Origin of the sequence: Burkholderia sp. AU17457, assembly GCF_002223255.1 — a bacterium.
In the GTDB taxonomy this organism is placed as follows: Bacteria; Pseudomonadota; Gammaproteobacteria; order Burkholderiales; family Burkholderiaceae; genus Burkholderia; species Burkholderia sola.
The window spans coordinates 246,769-269,096 of sequence record NZ_NKFB01000001.1 but is presented as its reverse complement, the minus strand read 5'-3'; the positions used below and the strand labels follow the sequence as shown (position 1 = coordinate 269,096).

The following is a 22,328-nucleotide window of genomic DNA, read 5'->3' as shown; positions in this document are numbered from 1 at the left end:
CGAACCCCGACAGCACCGCTTCCCTTCCTCCCGCGCCGCGTTTCCGTTAGCGCGAAAGAGGCGTGATTCTAAGCACCTGCCCCCATCCGCGCAAGCTCTTTGTGAAGAAAGTTTGAAAAAGCCTCCGGGCGCTGACGCGCACGGAGGCTTTGGGCTCGATGACCGATCTCGCGCCGCCGGCCCGCAGGCCGTCGGCAACCTTTCCCTCTATATATAGAGGCGCGTCACTTGCCGCCCACCGCAGCCTGCAGTTGCTCGACCGGCACCGCGTCGGCCATCGCCGTGTAGCCCGCATCGCTCGGATGGATGCCGTCGCCGCTATCGTATCGGCGCTGCAGCACGCTCGGGCGCGCCGGGTCGCGCAACACAGCGTCGAAGTCCACCACGCCGTCGAACCCGCCGCCGCTCCGAATCCACCGGTTCACCTCGAGCCGGATCGCTTCGCGTCCGGCCGGCAATGCCGCTGGCGTCAGCGTCGCGCCGAAGACCTTCACGCCCTGGCGATGCGCCGCCTCGATCAGCCGACGATAGCCGTCGATCAGCGACGCTGCCGTCACCTGCGTATGCGGGTGATCACAATCGAGCCCCGCGCGCGGCGGCATCGCCGCGAAGTTGATGTCGTTGATCCCGATCAGCACGATCGCCGCCTTCACGCCCGAGCGCGACAGCGCGTCACGCTCGAATCGCGACGCCAGCGACGTGCCGTAGCACGCGGAATCGCTGAGCAGCCGGTTACCGCTGATACCGAGATTCACGACACCGATCGAACCGGCGCTCGACGCCACCAACCGGCGTGCGAGCGCGTCGGGCCAGCGACGGTTCCGGTTCACGCTGGAGCGCAACCCGTCGGTGATCGAATCGCCAATTGCGGCGACGCTGCCGCGCGCGGAGCCGGCTTCGACGGCGAGCTCCGTCACCCATGCATATTGAGTAAAGCGAGTGCGGAACGCGCCGGCGCCCGGATCGCCCACATGATCACCCGGCGCGGACACATAGTTGAACTGGTTCGACACCCGATGCCAGACCGTCATCCGCTGGTTCGGTCCCATCTGGAGACTGATCGCATACGGCTGCGCGGCCGTCACGTCGATCGACACCGGATCGCTTTCGAGCGCCTGGCCCGGCGCGAGCGTCACCGACGCGCTGCCGCCGAACCGGACCGGCACGACCGCGCCGCCGGCGAGCGCCGCCCCTTCGCCGGCCCGCGCGAGGCTCGCGGCCTCGACGACCAGCGGCGTGCGTCCGTATGCATTGCTTACGCGAATCCGCGCGGCTCGCCCGGACACGGTCGGGTAGACGATCTGCCGAACGGTTCGCCCGGCCACGTCGGGGGCGCGGTAGAGCGGCGGCGGTGCGGCAAGGTCGGGAATCGGCTGCAGCGCGGTCGCCCACGCGGCGACCCAACCGCCCGGCGCGGCCGACGCCGCCGACGCCGCGAGCGGCGACGCGAAAACGGCCGCGCCCAGCACGGCCGCGGCGAAACTGCTTCGAAATGACATCGGCAAAAATCCTCGTCGGAAAGCAGGCATTGTGCCGCAGAAGACGCGAAATCCACGCGCGAGGGCGCACTTGCGCGACCTGATCGCGCCCCGGCCTGCCTCGTTTACCCGAACCCCATCGCAAATCCGCAACAAATTTATTAACCGACCGGTCGGTTGGTTTATAATTCGCACACATTCAACCGGACGAGAGCTTTCGCCATGTACACGCAATCCCTCGACATCCCCGGCAACGTCGCGCCGCTCGACGCCGCAGCCGAGTCGCCCGAGCAGGCGCGGTTCGATGCGGTGATGGCCGCGGACGGCAAGATCGAACCGCAGGACTGGATGCCCGACGCATATCGCAAGACGCTGGTACGCCAGATCTCGCAGCACGCGCATTCGGAAGTCGTCGGCATGCTGCCGGAAGGCAACTGGATCTCGCGCGCGCCGAGCCTGAAGCGCAAGGCGATCCTGCTCGCGAAGGTGCAGGACGAAGCCGGCCACGGCCTCTATCTGTATAGCGCGGTCGAAACGCTCGGCGTATCGCGCGACTCGCTGATCGACGCGCTGCACGCCGGCAAGGCGAAATACTCGAGCATCTTCAACTACCCGACGCCGACCTGGGCCGACGTCGGCGTGATCGGCTGGCTCGTCGACGGCGCCGCGATCATGAACCAGATCCCGCTGTGCCGCTGCACGTACGGCCCGTATGCGCGCGCGATGATCCGCGTGTGCAAGGAAGAGTCGTTCCATCAGCGCCAGGGCTTCGATGCGCTGCTGTCGATGATGAAGGGCAGCGACGCGCAGCGCGCGATGGTCCAGCAGGCCGTCGACCGCTGGTGGTGGCCGGTGCTGATGATGTTCGGCCCGAGCGACGCCGATTCGGTCCACAGCAGTCAGTCCGCGAAATGGGGCATCAAGCGGATCTCGAACGACGACCTGCGCCAGAAATTCGTCGACGCGACGGTCGATCAGGCAAAGGTGCTCGGCGTGACGCTGCCCGACCCCGACCTGAAATGGAACGAGGCGCGCGGCCACTACGACTACGGCGCGATCGACTGGGACGAATTCTGGCGCGTGGTCAATGGCGACGGCCCGTGCAACAAGGAACGCCTCGCGACTCGCGTGAAAGCACATGAGGACGGCGCCTGGGTGCGCGAAGCCGCGCTCGCGCACGAAGCGAAACGCCGCGCCCGCGCCGAACAGCACGCCGCCTGAGCGGCATCCCCCGAATTCAGGAATCAGGAGAAAGCGATGAACAAGGAATGGCCGATCTGGGAAGTGTTCGTGCGAAGCAAGCAGGGCCTCGACCACAAGCACTGCGGCAGCCTGCACGCCGCCGACGCGACGATGGCGCTGCGCATGGCGCGCGACGTCTACACGCGCCGCCAGGAAGGCGTGAGCATCTGGGTGGTGCCGTCGTCGGCGATCACCGCGTCGGATCCGAGCGAGAAGGCCGAACTGTTCGAGCCGGCAGGCGACAAGATCTACCGTCACCCGACGTTCTACACGCTGCCCGACGAAGTCAACCACATGTAACGCCCGCGCCATGACGACCACGCCCGAACACCTCTCCTACGTGCTGCGCCTCGCGGACAACGCGCTGATCCTCGGTCAGCGCAACGCCGAATGGTGCGGCCATGGCCCGATCCTCGAGGAAGACATCGCGCTCACCAACATGAGCCTCGACCTCATCGGCCAGGCGCGCATGCTCTATACGCACGCGGCCGAGCTCGAGCGCCAGCTGACCGGCGCGGCGAAGACGGAAGACGATTACGCGTACTTCCGCACCGAGCGCGAGTTCGCGAACTTCACGCTCGCCGAACTGCCGCACTACGGCCCGGTCTCCGGCACCGCGCACGCCGACAAGGACTACGCGGTGACGATCGTGCGCAACTTCCTGTACGCGGCGCTGATGCTGCAGGTGTGGAGCGCGCTGGAAACGTCGACCGACACGCAGCTCGCCGCCATCGCCGCGAAATCGGTGAAGGAAACCCGCTATCACGTCCAGCATGCGCGCGAATGGCTCGTGCGCCTCGGCGACGGCACCGACGAATCGCACCGCCGCGCGCAGGCCGCGCTCGACTACCTGATGCCGTACACGCGCGAATGCTTCGCCGCCGATGCGATCGACGACGCGATCGTCGCCGCTGGCATCGGCCCGGCGCCGGCCGCGATCGAGGCCGCGTGGCGCGCGGACGTGGACGACGCGCTCGCGGAGGCCACGCTCGCGCTGCCGGCGCCGGTGAAGCATGTGACGACCGGCAAGCAGGGCGAGCATTCGGAACACATGGGCTACCTGCTCGCCGAAATGCAGAGCCTCGCGCGTCAGCACCCCGGCGCGAGCTGGTAACCGGCCCACGCCACGGAGCCCGACGATGTCCGCCCAGACCGCCGCCCCCGCCCACAACGCCGCCGCGCACCGCGACGATCCGCTGCTCGCTCGCGCGTGGGACGTGCTGGAGGCCGTGCCCGATCCGGAGATCCCGGTCGTGTCGATCCGCGAGCTCGGCATCCTGCGCGACGTCCGCCGCGCGGCTGACGGCCGGCTCGAAGTCGTGATCACGCCGACTTACTCGGGCTGCCCGGCGATGTCGCAGATCGCCGAGGACATCGCCGCCGCGCTGCAGGCCGCCGACCTGCCGCCGCATCGGATCGAGACGGTGCTCGCCCCCGCGTGGACGACCGACTGGATCACGCAGGAAGCGCGCGACAAGCTGCGCGCGTACGGCATCGCGCCGCCGGCCGGCCAGTGCGGCAGCGCCGCGCCGCGGGAGAACGTCGTGCGCTTCGTGCCGCGGCCGGCCGCGGCGCCTGCCTGCCCGCGCTGCGGGTCCGCGCGCACCGAACGTCTCGCGCAATTCGCGTCCACGGCGTGCAAGGCGCTGTATCGCTGCGTCGACTGCCGCGAACCCTTCGACTACTTCAAACCCTACTGAATATGGCGACCCCGCAATTTCACCCGCTGCGTATCCGCGACGTGCGGCCCGAGACCGCCGACGCCGTGACCGTCTCGTTCGACGTGCCGCCCGAGCTGCGCGACGCATACCGCTTCACGCAGGGCCAGTTCGTCACGCTGAAGACCCACATCGACGGCGAGGAGACGCGCCGCTCGTATTCGATCTGCGTTGGCACGACGGACTACGATCGCGACGGCGAACTGCGCATCGGCATCAAGCGCGTGCGCGGCGGCCGCTTCTCGAACTTCGCGTTTGACACGCTGAAGCCCGGCCACACGATCGACGTGATGACGCCGGACGGCCGCTTCTTCACGCACCTGAACGCCGACCACGGCAAGCAGTACGTCGCGTTTTCCGGCGGCTCGGGGATCACGCCGGTGCTCGCGATCGTGAAGACGACGCTCGAGCTCGAGCCGCGCAGCACGTTCACGCTGATCTACGGCAACCGCAGCGTCGACGCGATCATGTTCGCGGAGGAGCTCGAGGACCTGAAGAACCGCTACATGAACCGCTTCGTCCTCTATCACGTGCTGTCGGACGACCTGCAGGACGTCGAGCTGTTCAACGGCGTGCTCGACCAGGCGAAATGCGCGGAATTCCTCGCGACGCTGACGCCGGCCGACGCGATCGACGAGGCGTTCATCTGCGGCCCGGCGCCGATGATGGACGCGGCCGAAGCCGCGCTGAAGGCGGCCGGCGTGCCGCAGGCGAAGGTGCACGTCGAGCGCTTCGGCACGCCGCTGCCGCAGGCCGGCGCACCGGTCGTCGAGATCACCGACCAGACGCCGGCCGCCGACCTCGAGATCGTGCTCGACGGCAAGAAGCGCAAGCTGCGCTTGCCGTACGAAGGCGTAAGCCTGCTCGACGTAGGCCTGCGCGCGGGCCTTGCGCTACCGTACGCGTGCAAGGGCGGCGTGTGCTGCACGTGCCGCGCGAAGGTGGTCGAAGGCGAAGTGCGGATGGAGAAGAACTACACGCTCGAGGAGCACGAGGTAAAGGACGGTTTCGTGCTCACGTGCCAGTGCCACCCGATCAGCGACAAGGTCGTCGTGAGCTTCGACGAGCGTTGAGCGGCGTCGGACCGTCGCTGCGCACAGGTTTCTCGCCGTCACACATCTCGCTTACACTAGGGGCCGCCGGCCGGCTGGACATCGCAACGTCCGCCCGGCCGGCGGTTTTCTTTTGTTGACGACAGGCCGATGAGTACCATTCATGTGATTCAGGGCGGCACCGCCGCCGCGTCGCTGCGCGAGGCCCTCGCGCAAGCCGGACGCGACGAGCGCGTCGTCGGTTTGCTCGACGATCTCGGCGTCGGGCCGCTGAAGGGCGCCGACGAGACGCCCGACACGCGCGCCACCTTCTGGCAGCACGTGCTCGGCGACCAGATTCCCGACTGGAACGCGGAAATCGAAAGCGAATTCGCACGCCTCGACCAGCTCGCGACGGAGACCGGCCAGGTCGTCGTGTGGCACGCGCCGAGCGTCGGCGACAAACTGCTGCTGCGCCGCGTCGCCTATCACCTGCGCAACGTGCCGCAGCGCCTGAACGAGGTGCGGCTGTCGGCCGCCGATCTCGATGCCGCGCAGCGCGCAGCGCTGTCGCGCACCGACCAGGCCTGCGCGACCGGGATGTTCTCGCCCGCGGAACTGGCGCGCAAGCGGCCGGCGGCCGCGCCGGTCTCGGTCCTGCGTATCGGCCGCCTCGCGCTGGAATGGCAGGAGGCGAAGCACCTGAACGCCGAATTGCGTTATTGGGTCAGCAACACGATCAAGAGCGGCCATTACGCCGATCTCGACGCACTGATCGTCGCGCGCGCGGAAGCCGACTGGCAGCCGGCGCGGCGCCTCGTCGGCAGCATCATGGCCGCTGCCGACCGCGGCGGGCTGTTCGTCAGCGACTCGATCGCGTGGTGGCGCTGCCGCGAACTCGCGACCGCCGGCCGGCTCGAGCTGCAGGACGACGCGCCCGACGCCCTCTCTTCCACGCAGGTGCGCGCCGCCGCGCACCGCTAATCTTCCGCATTCGACCATGGCCCGAACCCGAGCGCCCGACCACGAATCCCAGCGCGAGCAGATCCTCGACCTGGCCGCCGAGAAATTCGCGCAGACGAGCTACCCGAGCACGTCGATGTCCGATCTCGCGACCGCGAGCGGCACGTCGAAGGCGCGGCTCTATCACTATTACGAGAGCAAGGAAGCGATCCTGTTCGACCTGCTCGACCGCTACACGAAACGGCTGATGCTGATCATCGCCGAGGTCGAGGGCGCGAGCCAGCGGCGCGGTCTCAGCGAGCGCGACGCGTTCGCCGAACTCGTGCGCGCGTTCCTCGCCGAATACGAGACGTCGCACAGCCGCCACGTCGCGCTGCTCAACGACGTGAAGTATCTCGAGGACGCGCAGCGTGAAATCGTGCTCGACCGCCAGCGCGACATCGTCGCGGCGTTCACGCGGCAACTCGCGCGCGCGTACCCGGACCGCATCTCCAAGGAAAACCAGACGTCGGTGACGATGATGGTGTTCGGGATGATCAACTGGACCTTCACGTGGCTGAAGCCGGGCGGCCGCCTCGGCTACCGCGACTTCGCCGAACAGGTGATCGACCTGATCGAGCACGGGCTGTCGACGGCGGCCTGATTGCCGCGCAGCAGCATGCGTTGCGTGACGGGCACAGGGGGCCGCATGCCGCACATTTCATATGATGAATTTTAAATCCGTTAAAAATCAATAAGTTATGGAATGAACTAAGCGGATTTAGAATTCCTCCTCAGCACAAACAACGTCAAATACGGGTTTTCCCCAACCTCGCTCGGGTAAAATGCTGCTGCATTGCACAACCCGTTTGTGCACCCACACTGAGGAACCCACGATGAACACGCAATTCAACGACCGTGCCGATGCTGTCGGCAAGGTCGGTACTGCGCCGGTTCTCGTCAGGGAACTGGCTTCCAAAGATCGTGAGCAGATGCTCACCCACTTTCTCTCGCTCGACGAAGAGGACCGCCTGCTGCGCTTCGGCCAGATGGTGCCCGACCACGTGATCGAGAACTATGTCCGCACGATCGACTTCGGTCGCGATACGGTGTTCGGCGTGTTCGACCACGACCTCGAACTGATCGGCGTCGGCCATCTGGCCTATCTGCCGGCCGAGGGCGACACGCGCACAGCCGAATTCGGCGTGTCGGTGCTCGAAAGCGCGCGCGGCCGCGGCGTCGGCTCGAAGCTGTTCGAGCGCGCGGCGATCCGCAGCCGCAACACGCACGTGACGATGCTGTACATGCATTGCCTGTCGCGCAACGCGACGATGATGCACATCGCGAAGAAGTCCGGAATGCGGATCGAGTACGCGTACGGCGAAGCCGATGCGTACCTGTCGCTGCCGCCGGCCGACCACTCGACGATCATCGCCGAGATGCTGCAGGAACAGGCTGCGGTGTTCGACTATGCGATGAAGCGTCAGGCGCGCCGCACGACGAAGTTCATCGAATCGCTGATGCCGGCCACGCTGACGGCCTGACGTCGGCCAGCCGGGCCGCGCCTGCGGCGCGCCCGGCGCCCCCCTTCCCCGCTAGCGCACCGAACGAATCGGCAACGCCGTCGTTTCCTTGAAGCAATCGAGCGAGAAGCTCGTTTTCACGTCGATCACCGACGGGTGGTGCAGCAGATGCTCCTGCACGAAGCGGGAGAAATGCGCCATGTCCTCGACCTGCACGCGCAGCAGGTAATCCATGTCGCCCGTCATCGCATGGCACGCGACCACTTCCGGCCAGGTCTGCACGGCCGCGCGGAACAGTTCCGCGTGGGTCGCGCCCGCGCGCGCCGACGTCTCGTCGGCCCGGACCGGCGCGAGGCCGCCCCGCTTTTCGAGCCGCACGCTCACGTAGGCGAGCAGGTCGAGCCCGAGCTTCTGCGGATTCAGCAGCGCGACGTAGCCGGTGATCACGCCGATTTCCTCGAGCCGCCGGATCCGCCGCAGGCACGGGCTCGGCGACAGGTTCACGCGCTCGGCGATCTCCTGGTTCGACAGGCGCCCGTTCTCCTGAAGAATCGCGAGAATTCGCCGGTCGATGGCATCCAATTCGGCTTGCGCCATCTTCTGCCCTCCATTGATTATTTCGAGACTGGAAATTGCGCCATCGTAGGCGTGGGCGATTAAGTTCGCAAGTTTCCGCTCGCGGCCGCCCGCTACACTCTGTCGCATGTCTCGGCTTGCCGCGCCCGCTCACCGCCGGCGCGGCCGTCGAACCTCGAACCACGCCGGGCACGCACACGCCGCCCCGGCCGATCGCCCCGCACAGGAGACACGACATGCAGATCCCCACCTGGGACAACCCCGTCGGCACCGACGGCTTCGAATTCATCGAATACACGGCGCCGGACCCGAAAGCACTCGGACAACTGTTCGAACGGATGGGTTTCACCGCGATCGCGCGCCACCGCCATAAGGACGTGACGGTGTACCGCCAGGGCGACATCAACTTCATCATCAACGCCGAACCCGATTCGTTCGCGCAACGCTTCGCGCGGCTGCACGGCCCGTCGATCTGCGCGATCGCGTTCCGCGTGCAGGACGCCGCAAAAGCCTACAAGCACGCGCTGGAGCTCGGCGCATGGGGCTTCGACAACAAGACGGGCCCGATGGAGCTGAACATCCCGGCGATCAAGGGCATCGGCGATTCGCTGATCTACTTCGTCGACCGCTGGCGCGGCAAGAACGGCGCGCAGCCGGGCGCGATCGGCGACATCAGCATCTACGACGTCGACTTCGAGCCGATTCCCGGTGCGAATCCGAACCCGGTCGGCCACGGCCTCACCTACATCGACCACCTGACGCACAACGTGCATCGCGGCCGCATGCAGGAATGGGCGGAGTTCTACGAGCGCCTGTTCAACTTCCGCGAAGTGCGCTATTTCGACATCGAAGGCAAGGTGACGGGCGTGAAGTCGAAGGCGATGACGTCGCCGTGCGGCAAGATCCGCATCCCGATCAACGAGGAAGGCTCGGACACGGCCGGCCAGATCCAGGAATACCTCGACGCGTATCACGGCGAAGGCATCCAGCACATCGCGCTCGGCGCGAGCGACATCTATCAGGCGGTCGACGGGCTGCGCAGCAAGGAAGTGAAGCTGCTCGACACGATCGACACGTATTACGAACTGGTCGACCGCCGCGTGCCGAACCACGGCGAATCGCTGGACGAGCTGAAGAAGCGCAAGATCCTGATCGACGGCGCACGCGACGACCTGCTGCTGCAGATCTTCACCGAAAACCAGATCGGGCCGATCTTCTTCGAGATCATCCAGCGCAAGGGCAACCAGGGCTTCGGCGAAGGCAACTTCAAGGCGCTGTTCGAATCGATCGAGCTCGACCAGATCCGCCGCGGCGTCGTGCAGGACAAGGCCTGACGCACCTGCCGCGCGGCAGCGGCTCCGGGCAACCAGCAGCTGCCGCGCGATCCGGCCGCCCAAAGAAAAAGGGCGGGAATCCGAGGATTCCCGCCCTTTTTGCATGCCGGCGCAGCCCGCAGGCCGCGCGACCGCATCAACGCACGTTCGCCTTCGACTCGGCGGCACGCTCGAGCGACGGCTGTGCCGCGGCGTCCTGGGCCGGCACGATCTGACGCATCTGCGCGCCGGCTGCCGCCAGTGCACTCGCGCCGCGCGCGTGCACCGGGCCGGTCGTCGCGAAAAACGCGGCGGACACGATCAGGAAACTCTGGATATGACGTGTGTTCATTGCACCTCCTGTAAAACTGCCGGCGCCTCCCCGACTGCGTCGGAACGAACCCACGCGGCCGGGCACCTCCGGCAGGCCGACAAGATTAACGGCATTTGCCCGCAGATCAACGCCGCTTTACATGCTTTTACATGATGTAACGCATCATCTCGCCCTGTTTCATCGTGCGTGGCCGCCATTTCCCCCGCGTTGCGACCGATGGGCGGCGGGTTTGCCCCAGTGCTACCATCCCTTAAAACCGGCGAACATGCCGGCCACTGCAGACGCGTCCAAAAGATGCCGACGCAACCGAAGTTTTGGTGATCCCAGACCGGGTGGAGGAGACAGTTAATGAATGCCCCGCTAGACGCAGACCAACGCGCGTCGCTAGAAGCCGCGCTGAAGTCCGTCACGCTTGACGACAAATACACGCTGGAACGCGGCCGCGCGTACATGAGCGGCATCCAGGCCCTCGTGCGCTTGCCGATGCTCCAGCAGGAACGCGACCGCGCCGCCGGTCTCAATACGGCCGGTTTCATCTCCGGCTACCGCGGCTCGCCGCTCGGCGGCCTCGATCTGTCGCTGTGGAAAGCCAAGCAGCATCTGGCCGCCCACCAGATCGTCTTCCAGCCCGGCCTCAACGAAGATCTCGCCGCCACCGCGGTGTGGGGCTCCCAGCAAGTGAACCTGTACCCCGGCGCGAAGTACGACGGCGTGTTCGGCATGTGGTACGGCAAGGGCCCGGGCGTCGATCGCACCGGCGACGTCTTCAAGCACGCGAACTCGGCCGGCTCGTCGCAGCACGGCGGCGTGCTGGTGCTGGCCGGCGACGACCACGCGGCGAAATCGTCGACGCTCGCGCACCAGTCCGAACACATCTTCAAGGCCTGCGGGCTGCCGGTGCTGTTCCCGTCCAACGTGCAGGAATATCTCGACTTCGGCCTGCACGGCTGGGCGATGAGCCGCTACTCGGGCCTGTGGGTCGCGCTCAAGTGCGTGACGGACGTCGTCGAATCGTCGGCGTCGGTCGACATCGACCCGCATCGCACCGAGATCGTGCTGCCGACCGACTTCATCCTGCCGGAAGGCGGGCTGAACATCCGCTGGCCCGATCCGCCGCTCGTGCAGGAAGCGCGGTTGCTCGACTACAAGTGGTACGCGGCGCTCGCCTACGTGCGTGCGAACAAGCTCGACCGCATCGAGATCGACTCGCCGCATGCGCGCTTCGGGATCATGACCGGCGGCAAGGCGTACCTCGACGTGCGCCAGGCGCTGATCGACCTCGGCCTCGACGACGAAACCTGCGCGCGAATCGGCATCCGCCTGTACAAGGTCGGCTGCGTGTGGCCGCTCGAAGCCCAGGGCGCGCAGGCATTCGCGCGCGGCCTCGACGAAATCCTGGTCGTCGAGGAAAAGCGCCAGATCCTCGAATACGCGATCAAGGAAGAGCTGTACAACTGGCCCGACGCGCAGCGCCCGCGCGTGTTCGGCAAGTTCGACGAGAAGGACGGCGCCGGCGGCGAATGGTCGGTGCCGATGGGCAACTGGCTGCTGCCCGCGCACTACGAGCTGTCGCCCGCGATCATCGCGAAGGCGATCGCGACGCGCCTCGATAAGTTCGAGCTGCCGTCCGACGTGCGCGCGCGCATCGCCGCGCGGCTCGCGGTGATCAACGCGAAGGAAATGGCGCTCGCGAAGCCGCACGTGCAGACCGAGCGCAAGCCGTGGTTCTGCTCGGGCTGCCCGCACAACACGTCGACCAACGTGCCCGAAGGCTCGCGTGCGATCGCCGGGATCGGCTGCCACTACATGACGGTGTGGATGGACCGCAGCACGAGCACCTTCAGCCAGATGGGCGGCGAAGGCGTGCCGTGGATCGGCCAGGCGCCGTTCACGGACGAGAAGCACGTGTTCGCGAACCTCGGCGACGGCACCTATTTCCATTCGGGCCTCCTCGCGGTGCGCGCGGCGATCTCGTCGAAGGCGAACATCACCTACAAGATCCTCTACAACGACGCGGTCGCGATGACGGGCGGCCAGCCGGTCGACGGCGTGCTGACGGTGCCGCAGATCACGCATCAGCTCGCGTCCGAAGGCGCGAAGAAGATCGTGATCGTCACCGACGAGCCGGAAAAGTACGACAGCCAGAAGGCGCTGCTCGCGCCGGGCGTGACGATCCATCACCGCGACCAGCTCGACGACGTGCAGCGCGAGCTGCGCGAGATCGAGGGCACGACGATCCTGATCTACGACCAGACCTGCGCGACCGAGAAGCGCCGTCGCCGCAAACGCGGCACGTATCCGGACCCGGCAAAACGCGTCGTGATCAACGACGCGGTGTGCGAAGGCTGCGGCGATTGCTCGGTGCAGTCGAACTGCCTGTCGGTCGAGCCGCTGGAAACCGAATTCGGCACGAAGCGCCAGATCAACCAGTCGAGCTGCAACAAGGACTTCTCGTGCGTGAAGGGCTTCTGCCCGAGCTTCGTCACGGTCGAGGGGGGCCAGTTGAAGAAGCCGAAGGCGGTGGCGGTCGACGGCGGTGCGCTGCCGCCGATTCCGGAACCGGCGCTGCCGGCGATCGACCGTGCATACGGCGTGCTCGTCACCGGCGTCGGCGGCACGGGCGTCGTCACGATCGGCGCGCTGCTCGGGATGGCCGCGCACCTGGAAAACAAGGGCGTGACCGTGCTGGACGTCACCGGCCTCGCGCAGAAAGGCGGCGCGGTGATGAGCCACGTGCAGATCTCGCACGCGCCGACCGACATCCATGCGACGCGGATCGCGATGGGCGAAGCCGATCTCGTGATCGGCTGCGACGCGATCGTCACGGCCGGCGACGAATGCACGTCGCGGATGCGGCACGACACGACGCGCGTGGTCGTCAATAGCGCGCAGACGCCGACCGCCGAGTTCATCAAGAACCCGAACTGGGCGTTCCCCGGCCTGTCCGCCGAGAACGACATCCGCGCGGCGGCAGGTGAATCGGTCGACTTCATCGACGCGAACCGCTTCGCGGTCGCGCTGCTCGGCGACGCGATCTACACGAACCCGTTCGTGCTCGGCTACGCATGGCAGAAGGGCTGGCTGCCGCTGACGCTCGCGTCGCTCGAACGCGCGATCGAGCTGAACGCGGTGTCGGTCGACAAGAACCGCGCGGCGTTCGACTGGGGCCGCCGCGCCGCGTACGACCTGGCCAGCGTGAAGCAGGCCGCGGCCGGCGACGCCCGCCCCGCGCAAGGCGCCACGGTGATCTCGCTGCATACGAAGAAGGCGGTCGACGCGCTGATCGCGAAGCGCGTGGAATTCCTCACCGCGTACCAGAACGCCGCGTACGCGTCGCGTTATGCGGCATTCGTCGACAAGGTGCGCGCCGCCGAGCGCGCGCTGGCGGACGGCGACACGGTGCAGGAGCCGCTGACCGAGGCGGTCGCGCGCAACCTGTTCAAGTTGATGGCGTACAAGGACGAATACGAGGTCGCGCGGCTGCAGTCCGATCCCGCGTTCCTCGCGCGCCTGACCGCGCAATTCGAAGGCGACTGGAAGCTGAAATTCCACCTCGCGCCGCCGCTGTTCGCGAAGACGGACGCCCACGGCCATCTCGTGAAGAAGGCGTACGGCCCGTGGATGATGTCGGCGTTCCGGCTGCTCGCGAAGGCGAAGTTCCTGCGCGGCACGGGGCTCGATCCGTTCGGCCGCACCGCGGAGCGCCGCACCGAGCGCGCGCTGATCGGCGAATACGAAGCGCTGATCGGCGAGGTGCTGGCGAAGCTGAACGCGGCCAACCGGCCGCTCGCGCTCGAGCTCGCGGCGCTGCCGGACGGCATTCGCGGCTACGGCCACGTGAAGGAGAACAACCTGCGCGCGGTGCGGCAGAAGTGGGACACGCTGCTCGCGAAGTGGCGTTCGCCGGCAGGCGGCCAGTCGCATCAACAGGTCGCGTAAGTCACGGCGCGCGGCGCGGCGGGCGGTCGCGGTCCGGACGGCCCTCCCCCGGACGCGCTGCCCGCGCCGCCGTCGCCCCTTCGGGTTCAGGCAAAAAAAACGCCACGAAACGCAGGTTCCGTGGCGTTTTTCATTGCGCCGCGCGTGACGCGCGGCACACGCGAGCGTGGACTTACTTCGTGTTCACGTTCGCGGCGGCAACGGCCGTCATGTTGATGATCCGGCGCACGGTCGCGGCCGGCGTCAGGATGTGGACCGGCTTGGCCGCGCCGAGCAGGAACGGGCCGACCGTCACGCCTTCGCCGCCGACCATCTTCAGCAGGTTGTACGCGATGTTCGCCGCTTCGACGTTCGGCATGATCAGCAGGTTCGCCTCGCCCGACAGCGTCGTGCCCGGGAACGCCTGCTTGCGGATCAGTTCCGACAGCGCCGCGTCGCCGTGCATTTCGCCGTCGACTTCGAGGTTCGGCGCACGTTCGACGATCAGCTTGCGGGCCTCGGCCATCCGGCGCGACGACGCCGACGGCGCGCTGCCGAAGTTCGAGTTCGACAGCAGCGCGGCCTTCGGCGTGATGCCGAAGCGCTCGATCTCGGCCGCGGCCTGGATCGTCATGTCGGCGAGCTGGTCGGCGCTCGGCAGCTCGTTCACGTACGTGTCGCACACGAACAGGTTGCGGCCCGGCAGCATCAGCAGGTTCATCGCGGCGAAGTGCTCGGCGCCCTTCGCGCGGCCCAGCACCTGCTCGATGAACTTCAGGTGGCTGTGGAACGTGTCGATCATCCCGCAGATCATCCCGTCCGCATCGCCCAGATGCACGAGCATCGCGCCGATCAGCGTGTTGAACTTGCGCATCGCGGCCTTCGCGACTTCCGGCGTCACGCCGTCGCGCGCGCCGATCTCCTGATACGCCTGCCAGTAGCGGTGGTAGCGCGCGTCGTCTTCCGGATCGACGATTTCGAAATCGGTGCCGGCCTTCAGCTTCGAGCCGATCTTCGCGAGGCGCATGTCGACGACCGACGGACGGCCGATGATGATCGGCTTCGCGATCTTTTCCAGCAGCACGAACTGCGCGGCACGCAGCACGCGCTCGTCCTCGCCTTCGGCGAACACGATGCGGGCCTCCTTCTGCTTCGCGGTCGCGAACACCGGGCGCATCACCATGCCGGTGCGGTAGACGGTCGCGCCGAGCTGCTCGCGGTACGCGTCCATGTCCTGGATCGGGCGCGTGGCGACGCCCGAATCCATCGCGGCCTGAGCGACGGCCGGCGCGATCTTGATGATCAGGCGCGGATCGAACGGCTTCGGAATCAGGTAGTCCGGCCCGAACTCGAGCGAATGGCCTTCATACGCCTTCGCGACTTCCTCGCTCTGGTCGGTTTCCTGGGCCAGCTCGGCGATCGCGCGCACGCACGCGAGCTTCATTTCTTCCGTGATCGTCGTCGCGCCGACGTCGAGCGCGCCGCGGAAGATGAACGGGAAGCACAGCACGTTGTTGACCTGGTTCGGGTAGTCCGAACGGCCGGTCGCGACGATCGCGTCCGGGCGCACGGCCTTCGCGTCTTCCGGGCGGATTTCCGGTTCCGGGTTCGCGAGCGCCAGGATCAGCGGGCGCTCGCCCATCGTCTTGACCATGTCCTGCTTCAGCACGCCCGCGCTCGAACAGCCGAGGAACACGTCCGCGCCGACGATTGCGTCGGCGAGCGAGCGCGCGTCGGTGTTCGCCGCATAGCGCTGCTTCGACGGATCGAGGTTGCCGCGCCCTTCGTAGATCACGCCCTTCGAATCGGCGACGAGGATGTTCGACTTCGTGAGGCCGAGGTTCACCAGCAGGTCCAGACACGCGATCGCGGCCGCGCCGGCGCCCGAGCACACGAGCTTCACGTCGGCGAGCTTCTTGCCGACGACCTTCAGGCCGTTCAGGATCGCGGCCGACGCGATGATCGCGGTGCCGTGCTGATCGTCGTGGAAGACGGGGATCTTCATGCGCTCGCGCAGCTTCTGCTCGATGTAGAAGCATTCCGGCGCCTTGATGTCCTCGAGGTTGATGCCGCCGAGCGTCGGCTCGAGCATCGCGATCGCCTCGACGAGCTTGTCGGGGTCGGACTCCGACAGTTCGATGTCGAACACGTCGATACCCGCGAATTTCTTGAAGAGGCAGCCCTTGCCTTCCATCACCGGCTTCGCGGCGAGCGGGCCGATGTTGCCGAGGCCGAGCACGGCCGTGCCGTTCGTGATCACGCCGACGAGGTTGCCGCGCGACGTGTATTTCTGCGCGTCGAGCGGATCGGCGTGGATCGCCTCGCACGCGGCGGCGACGCCCGGCGAATACGCGAGCGACAGATCGAGCTGGTTCGACAGCGGCTTGGTCGGGGTGACCGAAATCTTGCCGGGTTTCGGGTTCAGGTGATAAGCGAGAGCGGCCTGCTTCAGTTGTTCGTCCATGATTGACCTGCGAGAGACATGCGAAATATTGACGACTCAGTACACAGCACCTTCGGCCGCGTCTGCTTGAATCGAGGGGATGGTCGACTGAGAGACGGCCCGCGACGCGCCGGATCGGCACGCCATCGAACCTTGGCGGATGGCAAGAGGAAAGTACAAAGTACTGAACGATTTCTTAGGGCCGCCTAGTGTACACCCCCTAAATGACCTCCGTTGGTGCACCGCCGCATCCCCGGCCTCTGCGTCGGACTGGTCGCGCCCCGTTTGTTTCGCCGGTGGCGAGCCGCGCACCGAACCGCACGAATTCCGCCGAAAACCGGCCTGGATCGGGTAAAATAGCGGGCTACGCGCGCAGCGATGCGATTGGCCCGCCGATCGCGCCCCGGCCCTCCGGGCAGGTTCCCCTTGCTGCGCCATCGGGCCCGCGCCCGCTCCTCGCTCATCACCCAAGGAATGCCCATGACAGGCTACGATCGTCAGTCGATCTCGGATACGACCGCCAAAATCCTGCTCGAAGTGCAGGCGGTGCACTTCAATGCCGAAAAACCGTTCATCTTCACGTCCGGCTGGGCAAGCCCCGTCTATATCGACTGCCGCAAGCTGATCTCGTATCCGCGCGTGCGCCGTGCGCTGATGGAAATGGCGGAAACGACGATCACGCGCGACATCGGCTTCGAGCAGATCGACGCGGTGGCGGGCGGCGAGACGGCCGGCATCCCGTTCGCGGCATGGATCGCGGACCGGATGATGGTGCCGATGCAGTACGTGCGCAAAAAGCCGAAGGGTTTCGGCCGCAACGCCCAGATCGAAGGCCATCTCGAGGAAGGCTCGCGCGTGCTGCTGGTGGAAGACCTGACGACCGACAGCCGCAGCAAGATCAACTTCGTCAACGCGCTGCGCACCGCGGGCGCGACGGTGAACCACTGCTTCGTGCTGTTCCACTACGACATCTTCAAGGAAAGCGTGTCGGTCCTGAAGGACATCGACGTCGACCTGCACGCGCTCGCCACGTGGTGGGACGTGCTGCGCGTCGCGAAGGCGTCGGGCTACTTCGAGACGAAGACGCTCGACGAAGTCGAGAAATTCCTGCACGCACCGGCCGAATGGTCGGCCGCGCACGGCGGCGCGACGGCCCCGAAGGAATGACGCCACGCCGGCACGCGTGCCGGCGCGCTGGCTGAACAAGCCGCCTGCTTCATCGCAGGCGGCTTTTTTTCGTCCGCCGGCCGGGCGCGCTGACCGATCGCAATCGCGGGCGCCGGTGTGCGTCGCTCATCGAACCCCTCATCGAACCCTAATGCTAGACTTGACCCATCGCCGCCCCCAGCGGCGCGGGCAACACACAACGCCAACAATGCCGGGCGCCGCGGCCCGGCCCACGTGACGGGAGAAGCGCCATATGCGTGTGGATCGCCGGATCACTCCGCCTGCGCCATCGGGCCGCCCGTCTGCGTTCCGCCTCCCCGCCCTCCTGTGCGCTGCCGTTTTCGCGGCGCTGCCCGCGCATGCGGAAGGCCCGTTCACCGTGACGAGCGACGACCTGACGCCCGGCGCCCGCGTGCGGGCCGCGAACGTGTTCGACCGCGGCGACTGCAAGGGCGCGAACCGCTCGCCGCAACTCGCATGGCGCAACCCGCCGCCCGGCACGCGCGGCTACGCGGTCACGATCTTCGATCCCGATGCGCCCGGGCATGGCTGGTGGCACTGGGCCGTCGCGGGCATTCCGGCGACCGTCACAAGCCTGCCGGCCGACGCGAGCGCATCCGGCTTCCTGCGCCGTATCGGCGCGAGCGAGGCGCGCAACGACTACGGGATCGACGGCTACGGCGGCCCGTGCCCGCCGCCCGGCAAGCCGCATCGCTACGTGATCACCGTCTACGCGCTGAAAGGCACCGACCTGCGCATTTCGCAGGGTCGCCCCGCGCCGATGTTCGAGCACGAGATCGGCACGCTCGCGATCGGCACCGCGCAACTCACGGTCACTTACGGCCAGTAGCCGCGCCGCCTCCCGCCGGGCGGCGGCGCCGCGATTGCCGGCCGCCGCGAATTTCGGTGCGCCGCACGCACACGTCGTCTCGTCATTTCGGCTTGCTAGACTCGTTCTCACCGGTCGCGGCATCCCGTGCCGCGCGACCGTCGCGCCGCCTGCCGGCGACGCGTGACGCGGCGAGCCGGCGGCCCGCCGTTCCCGTCCCTTTCCGGAGAACGCTTCATGTCGAACATCGTCATCGTCTATCACAGCGGCTACGGTCACACGCAGAAACTGGCCGAAGCCGTGCACGCCGGCGCGCAGGACGCCGGCGCGAACGTGCGCCTGATCGCCGTCGGCGATCTCGACGACGCAGGCTGGGCCGCGCTCGACGCGGCGGACGCGATCGTCTTCGGCGCGCCGACCTACATGGGCGGCCCGTCGGCGCAGTTCAAGCAATTCGCCGATGCCACGTCGAAGGCGTGGTTCACGCAGAAATGGAAGGACAAGATCGCCGCGGGTTTCACGAACTCGGCGACGATGAACGGCGACAAGTTCTCGACGATTCAATATTTCGTCACGCTGGCAATGCAGCATGGGATGGTGTGGGTCGGCACGAGCCTGATGCCGGCGAACTCGAAGGCGGCCACGCGCAACGACATCAACTACCTCGGCGGCTCCACGGGCCTGCTCGCGCAATCGCCGGCCGATGCGACGCCCGACGAGGGGCCGCTGCCGGGCGACCTCGAGACCGGCAAGGCATTCGGCCGGCGCGTCGCCGAAGCGACCGCCCGCTGGGACGCCGGCGCCCGCTGAGCATGCCTCGTCACCGGCCCGCGCGCGTACCGGCGAGCGTCAAAGGGACACAAAGACGGACATGAAGACGGCCCGCCGGCCGTCTTTTTTCGCCGCGCGCGCTGCAGTGCCGCCGGATGACGTCTTAAAATGGCGGTTTCAGGGCGCCGCGGCTCCCGTTTCATTCAGTGAGAGCGAAATGAGCACCAAAGTTTTTGTCGACGGCCAGGAAGGCACGACCGGCCTCAAGATCTTCGAATACCTGTCGGCACGCAGCGACATCGAGATCCTGCGCATCGAGGAAGCGAAGCGCAAGGACGTCGACGAGCGCCGCCGCCTGATCAACGCGTCGGACGTCACGTTTCTGTGCCTGCCGGACGTCGCGTCGCGCGAATCCGCGTCGCTCGTCGAGAACCCGGACACCACGCTGATCGACGCGAGCACCGCGTTCCGCACCAGCGCCGACTGGGCCTACGGCCTGCCCGAGCTGACCCGCGCGCAGCGCGAGAAGATTCGCACGTCGAAGCGCATCGCGGTGCCCGGCTGCCACGCGTCGGCGTTCGTGCTCGCGATGCGTCCGCTCGTCGATGCGGGCATCGTCGCGCCGACGTTCGCCGCGCACAGCTACTCGATCACCGGCTACAGCGGCGGCGGCAAGTCGATGATCGCCGAATACGAAAGCGCCGCGCCGGGCGGCAAGCTCGCGAGCCCGCGCCCGTACGCGCTCGGCCTCGCGCACAAGCACCTGCCGGAAATGGCCGCGCACACGGGCCTCGCGCACGCGCCGATCTTCACGCCGATCGTCGGCCCGTTCCTGAAGGGCCTCGCGGTGACGACCTACTTCACGCCCGAGCAGCTCGCGAAGCGCGCGACGCCGCAGGACGTGCAGCGCGTGTTCGCCGAGTACTACGCGGACGAAGCGTTCGTGCGCGTCGCACCGTTCGATGCGGACGCGAACCTCGACGGCGGCTTCTTCGACGTGCAGGCGAACAACGATACGAACCGTGTCGACCTGTTCGTGTTCGGCAACGCGGAACGCTTCGTCACGGTCGCGCGCCTCGACAACCTCGGCAAGGGCGCGTCGGGCGCCGCGATCCAGTGCATGAACCTCAACATCGGCGCGGCCGAGGACGCGGGCCTCAAACGCTGATTCAACATCGCATGCCATGCAAAGCCGGCCATTGGCCGGCTTTTTATTTGCCCGTATCAGGCAATATATAAAAACGCCACCCCGCGTATTTACAAATATTTACAAGCTTTCGATTGCGCGATTACAAGTGGATTAATTCAGCCCCTTCCCGATCCAGTCAATCCCGAATAGGGATAAACCGGATACCGTCGATTTAAACGTCGCCGTCATACGCCGGAAGGCGCTACGAGAGAGCGTGCCGGGCGTCGCGCATCCCCCACTGCGACAGCTTTCGGCAGCCCGTCCCGCGTTTAAATTCTTACCGTTTTCCTTATTGGGCAAGCATTCAATTCGCAGATCCCGTTTCAATCGCCTTTTTTAGACGGGTTCATCAATTGACAGCAAAAACCCAGGCAGCGACATTAGCTCGCACAATTAAACGATTGGAGACAGCGGCATGTCGCACACCTTATCGAAGGGGGTGGCAACGGCCTTTGCCATTGCCCCTTTCCTGGTTGCATGTGGTGGGGGGGACTCAGGCGGCGCGCTCGCGCCGATCAACGCGCCCCAATGTTCCGGCTCGAGCTGCGGCACGCAAGGGCAGCCGCCTTCGCAGCCGATCAACGGCGCACTGTGCCCGGCCAACGCGGATATCGTGAAGAGCACGTATCTCGGCGGCGCGGGTAGCGGCGAGATCGTCAGCGTCAACATCGACGCGGTCGCGATGACCTACACGCTCAAGTGGCTCGAATCGCCGATTCCGCTGAAGACGGGCACCGTCACGCCGAGCCGCGTCGGCACGACCATCACCGGCAAGGTCATCCATCCGCCGACCGGCACGCTGCCGACCGCCGAGCAGACGCGCTGCGCGTTCGTCCTCACGCCGGGCACGGGCCCCGCGCCGGACGGCTCGACCTATTCGACGGCCGCCGACTTCAACCAGGCGAACCCGCCGATGCTGCTGGTCGGGATGGGCGTCGCGGGCGGCGGCATTCCCGGCGCGACGATCCAGTACGACGGGCTGACGATCATCCCGGGCGTCGTCCAGAACGTGGGCCAGGTGCCGAACCGTCACTTCGACTTCTATCCGTTCCTCGGCTTCGCGAACACGACGACCGACCTCACCAAGCTGCCGGGCACGTACAACGCACTGCTCTACCACCTCGTGCCGTCGGGCAACTACGCGACGAAGGGCTCGAACTCGAGCGAGACGTTCGACGCGAACGGCGCGTGCACGTCGAGCGGCTCGGGCGGCTGCCAGACGACCGGCGATCCGTGGAAAACGAGCGCGAAGGGCGGCTACTTCGACAGCACGAAGGCGCCGCAGACGCTGCCGCAGACGCAACTGCCGATCGTCGGCGCGACCGGCAAGTCGGCCAGCGCACACATGGTGATCGGCCAGCTCAACGGCGCGACGGTTCCGGTGATCGTGCGCACGGGCAACGTGAACCTCGGCACGCCGCCGCTGCACGTCGATGCGCAGGTCGACGACGAATCGGGCATCGCGGTGCTCGGTGCGGCGACGGCGATCACGTCGGGCGCGATCGACGGCGGCTACGCAGGCGCGGACTCGAACTTCAAATACACGGCCGCGCTGATCCGCAGCGGCAACGCGTCGTTCATCAATCCGTCCACGCAGGCCGAGGAAGACGGCTTCACGCTCGACTACGGTCAGACGACGCCGGGCCTCCTGAACGCGAAGACCGCCCCGCCGAGCGGCGCGAGCTATCCGTCCGCCTCGGGCGTGGTGATCGCGACGGGCGGGCTGTACGCGGCGCTGATCCAGGGCACGGTGAATGGCGGCGTCACGTCGACGTCGGCGAATGCGACGACGTCGTCGACCCCGTACTTCGGCGTGGGCGCGCAAATCAGCAAGTAGCGATCGAGGACGCGGCG

Annotated in this window: 19 protein-coding genes; 15 read left to right on the top strand and 4 right to left on the bottom strand. The window is 66.8% G+C overall.

From position 1 onward, the window contains the following. Nucleotides 1-224: 224 nt before the first annotated feature. Entirely contained in the window at nucleotides 225-1,499 is a 1,275-nt protein-coding gene (locus CFB49_RS01250) for an SGNH/GDSL hydrolase family protein (RefSeq protein WP_089490574.1), read from the bottom strand. Nucleotides 1,500-1,700: 201 nt separating this feature from the next. On the opposite strand from CFB49_RS01250, the gene paaA reads away from it, so the two are divergent. The 8 genes from paaA (at nucleotide 1,701) to CFB49_RS01210 (ending at nucleotide 7,955) form a co-directional block, all read left to right on the top strand. Continuing rightward, nucleotides 1,701-2,699: a 1,2-phenylacetyl-CoA epoxidase subunit PaaA gene (paaA, locus tag CFB49_RS01245; protein WP_089434414.1), complete on the top strand. Its 999-nt coding sequence runs from the start codon at nucleotides 1,701-1,703 to the stop codon at nucleotides 2,697-2,699. A 36-nt stretch (nucleotides 2,700-2,735) separates the two neighbouring features. Continuing rightward, nucleotides 2,736-3,020 (top strand): 1,2-phenylacetyl-CoA epoxidase subunit PaaB, encoded by a 285-nt coding sequence (gene paaB, locus CFB49_RS01240; RefSeq protein ID WP_006482881.1) that lies wholly within the window; start codon nucleotides 2,736-2,738, stop codon nucleotides 3,018-3,020. 10 nt (nucleotides 3,021-3,030) lie between these two features. Then, complete coding sequence (paaC, locus tag CFB49_RS01235; protein WP_089490573.1) at nucleotides 3,031-3,834, top strand: 1,2-phenylacetyl-CoA epoxidase subunit PaaC; 804 nt, start codon at nucleotides 3,031-3,033, stop codon at nucleotides 3,832-3,834. A 25-nt stretch (nucleotides 3,835-3,859) separates the two neighbouring features. After that, nucleotides 3,860-4,420 (top strand): 1,2-phenylacetyl-CoA epoxidase subunit PaaD, encoded by a 561-nt coding sequence (gene paaD, locus CFB49_RS01230; RefSeq protein WP_069619247.1) that lies wholly within the window; start codon nucleotides 3,860-3,862, stop codon nucleotides 4,418-4,420. A 2-nt stretch (nucleotides 4,421-4,422) separates the two neighbouring features. After that, on the top strand, nucleotides 4,423-5,511 hold the full coding sequence (gene paaE / locus CFB49_RS01225) for a 1,2-phenylacetyl-CoA epoxidase subunit PaaE (RefSeq protein ID WP_069232079.1): 1,089 nt from the start codon (nucleotides 4,423-4,425) through the stop codon (nucleotides 5,509-5,511). Nucleotides 5,512-5,640: 129 nt separating this feature from the next. Continuing rightward, nucleotides 5,641-6,453: a DUF1835 domain-containing protein gene (locus CFB49_RS01220; RefSeq protein ID WP_069619245.1), complete on the top strand. Its 813-nt coding sequence runs from the start codon at nucleotides 5,641-5,643 to the stop codon at nucleotides 6,451-6,453. Between the two features lie 16 nt (nucleotides 6,454-6,469). Further along, nucleotides 6,470-7,075, top strand: a complete 606-nt coding sequence (locus CFB49_RS01215; RefSeq protein WP_069619244.1) for a TetR/AcrR family transcriptional regulator — start codon at nucleotides 6,470-6,472, stop codon at nucleotides 7,073-7,075. A gap of 232 nt (nucleotides 7,076-7,307) precedes the next feature. Further along, nucleotides 7,308-7,955, top strand: a complete 648-nt coding sequence (locus CFB49_RS01210) for a GNAT family N-acetyltransferase (RefSeq protein WP_089490572.1) — start codon at nucleotides 7,308-7,310, stop codon at nucleotides 7,953-7,955. Nucleotides 7,956-8,006: 51 nt separating this feature from the next. Here the strand turns inward: CFB49_RS01210 and CFB49_RS01205 are convergent, their stop codons facing one another. Then, nucleotides 8,007-8,531, bottom strand: a complete 525-nt coding sequence (locus tag CFB49_RS01205; protein WP_040143005.1) for an Lrp/AsnC family transcriptional regulator — start codon at nucleotides 8,529-8,531, stop codon at nucleotides 8,007-8,009. A gap of 215 nt (nucleotides 8,532-8,746) precedes the next feature. On the opposite strand from CFB49_RS01205, the gene hppD reads away from it, so the two are divergent. Beyond that, entirely contained in the window at nucleotides 8,747-9,844 is a 1,098-nt protein-coding gene (gene hppD / locus CFB49_RS01200; RefSeq protein ID WP_069619239.1) for a 4-hydroxyphenylpyruvate dioxygenase, read from the top strand. A 136-nt stretch (nucleotides 9,845-9,980) separates the two neighbouring features. Here hppD and CFB49_RS01195 read toward each other — a convergent pair whose 3' ends face one another. Beyond that, complete coding sequence (locus tag CFB49_RS01195; RefSeq protein ID WP_089490571.1) at nucleotides 9,981-10,175, bottom strand: hypothetical protein; 195 nt, start codon at nucleotides 10,173-10,175, stop codon at nucleotides 9,981-9,983. A gap of 330 nt (nucleotides 10,176-10,505) precedes the next feature. On the opposite strand from CFB49_RS01195, the gene CFB49_RS01190 reads away from it, so the two are divergent. After that, nucleotides 10,506-14,096: an indolepyruvate ferredoxin oxidoreductase family protein gene (locus tag CFB49_RS01190; RefSeq protein ID WP_089490570.1), complete on the top strand. Its 3,591-nt coding sequence runs from the start codon at nucleotides 10,506-10,508 to the stop codon at nucleotides 14,094-14,096. 172 nt (nucleotides 14,097-14,268) lie between these two features. On the opposite strand, the gene CFB49_RS01180 is transcribed toward CFB49_RS01190, so the two are convergent. Continuing rightward, nucleotides 14,269-16,539, bottom strand: a complete 2,271-nt coding sequence (locus tag CFB49_RS01180) for an NADP-dependent malic enzyme (protein WP_069619236.1) — start codon at nucleotides 16,537-16,539, stop codon at nucleotides 14,269-14,271. 459 nt (nucleotides 16,540-16,998) lie between these two features. Here CFB49_RS01180 and CFB49_RS01175 point away from each other — a divergent pair, with 459 nt between their 5' ends. The 5 genes from CFB49_RS01175 to CFB49_RS01155 all read left to right on the top strand — a co-directional run bounded on the left by CFB49_RS01175 (nucleotide 16,999) and on the right by CFB49_RS01155 (nucleotide 22,311). Further along, complete coding sequence (locus tag CFB49_RS01175) at nucleotides 16,999-17,685, top strand: orotate phosphoribosyltransferase (RefSeq protein WP_011546659.1); 687 nt, start codon at nucleotides 16,999-17,001, stop codon at nucleotides 17,683-17,685. Between the two features lie 253 nt (nucleotides 17,686-17,938). After that, nucleotides 17,939-18,535, top strand: coding sequence for a YbhB/YbcL family Raf kinase inhibitor-like protein (locus tag CFB49_RS01170; protein WP_089490569.1), 597 nt, complete (start codon nucleotides 17,939-17,941; stop codon nucleotides 18,533-18,535). A gap of 216 nt (nucleotides 18,536-18,751) precedes the next feature. After that, on the top strand, nucleotides 18,752-19,324 hold the full coding sequence (locus CFB49_RS01165; RefSeq protein WP_011546661.1) for a flavodoxin family protein: 573 nt from the start codon (nucleotides 18,752-18,754) through the stop codon (nucleotides 19,322-19,324). A gap of 178 nt (nucleotides 19,325-19,502) precedes the next feature. Further along, the gene (gene argC / locus CFB49_RS01160; protein ID WP_069619234.1) at nucleotides 19,503-20,453 is read left to right on the top strand and encodes an N-acetyl-gamma-glutamyl-phosphate reductase; all 951 of its coding nucleotides are present in this window, start codon (nucleotides 19,503-19,505) and stop codon (nucleotides 20,451-20,453) included. A gap of 436 nt (nucleotides 20,454-20,889) precedes the next feature. Then, the gene (locus tag CFB49_RS01155) at nucleotides 20,890-22,311 is read left to right on the top strand and encodes a DUF2957 domain-containing protein (RefSeq protein WP_089490568.1); all 1,422 of its coding nucleotides are present in this window, start codon (nucleotides 20,890-20,892) and stop codon (nucleotides 22,309-22,311) included. Nucleotides 22,312-22,328 lie beyond the last annotated feature (17 nt).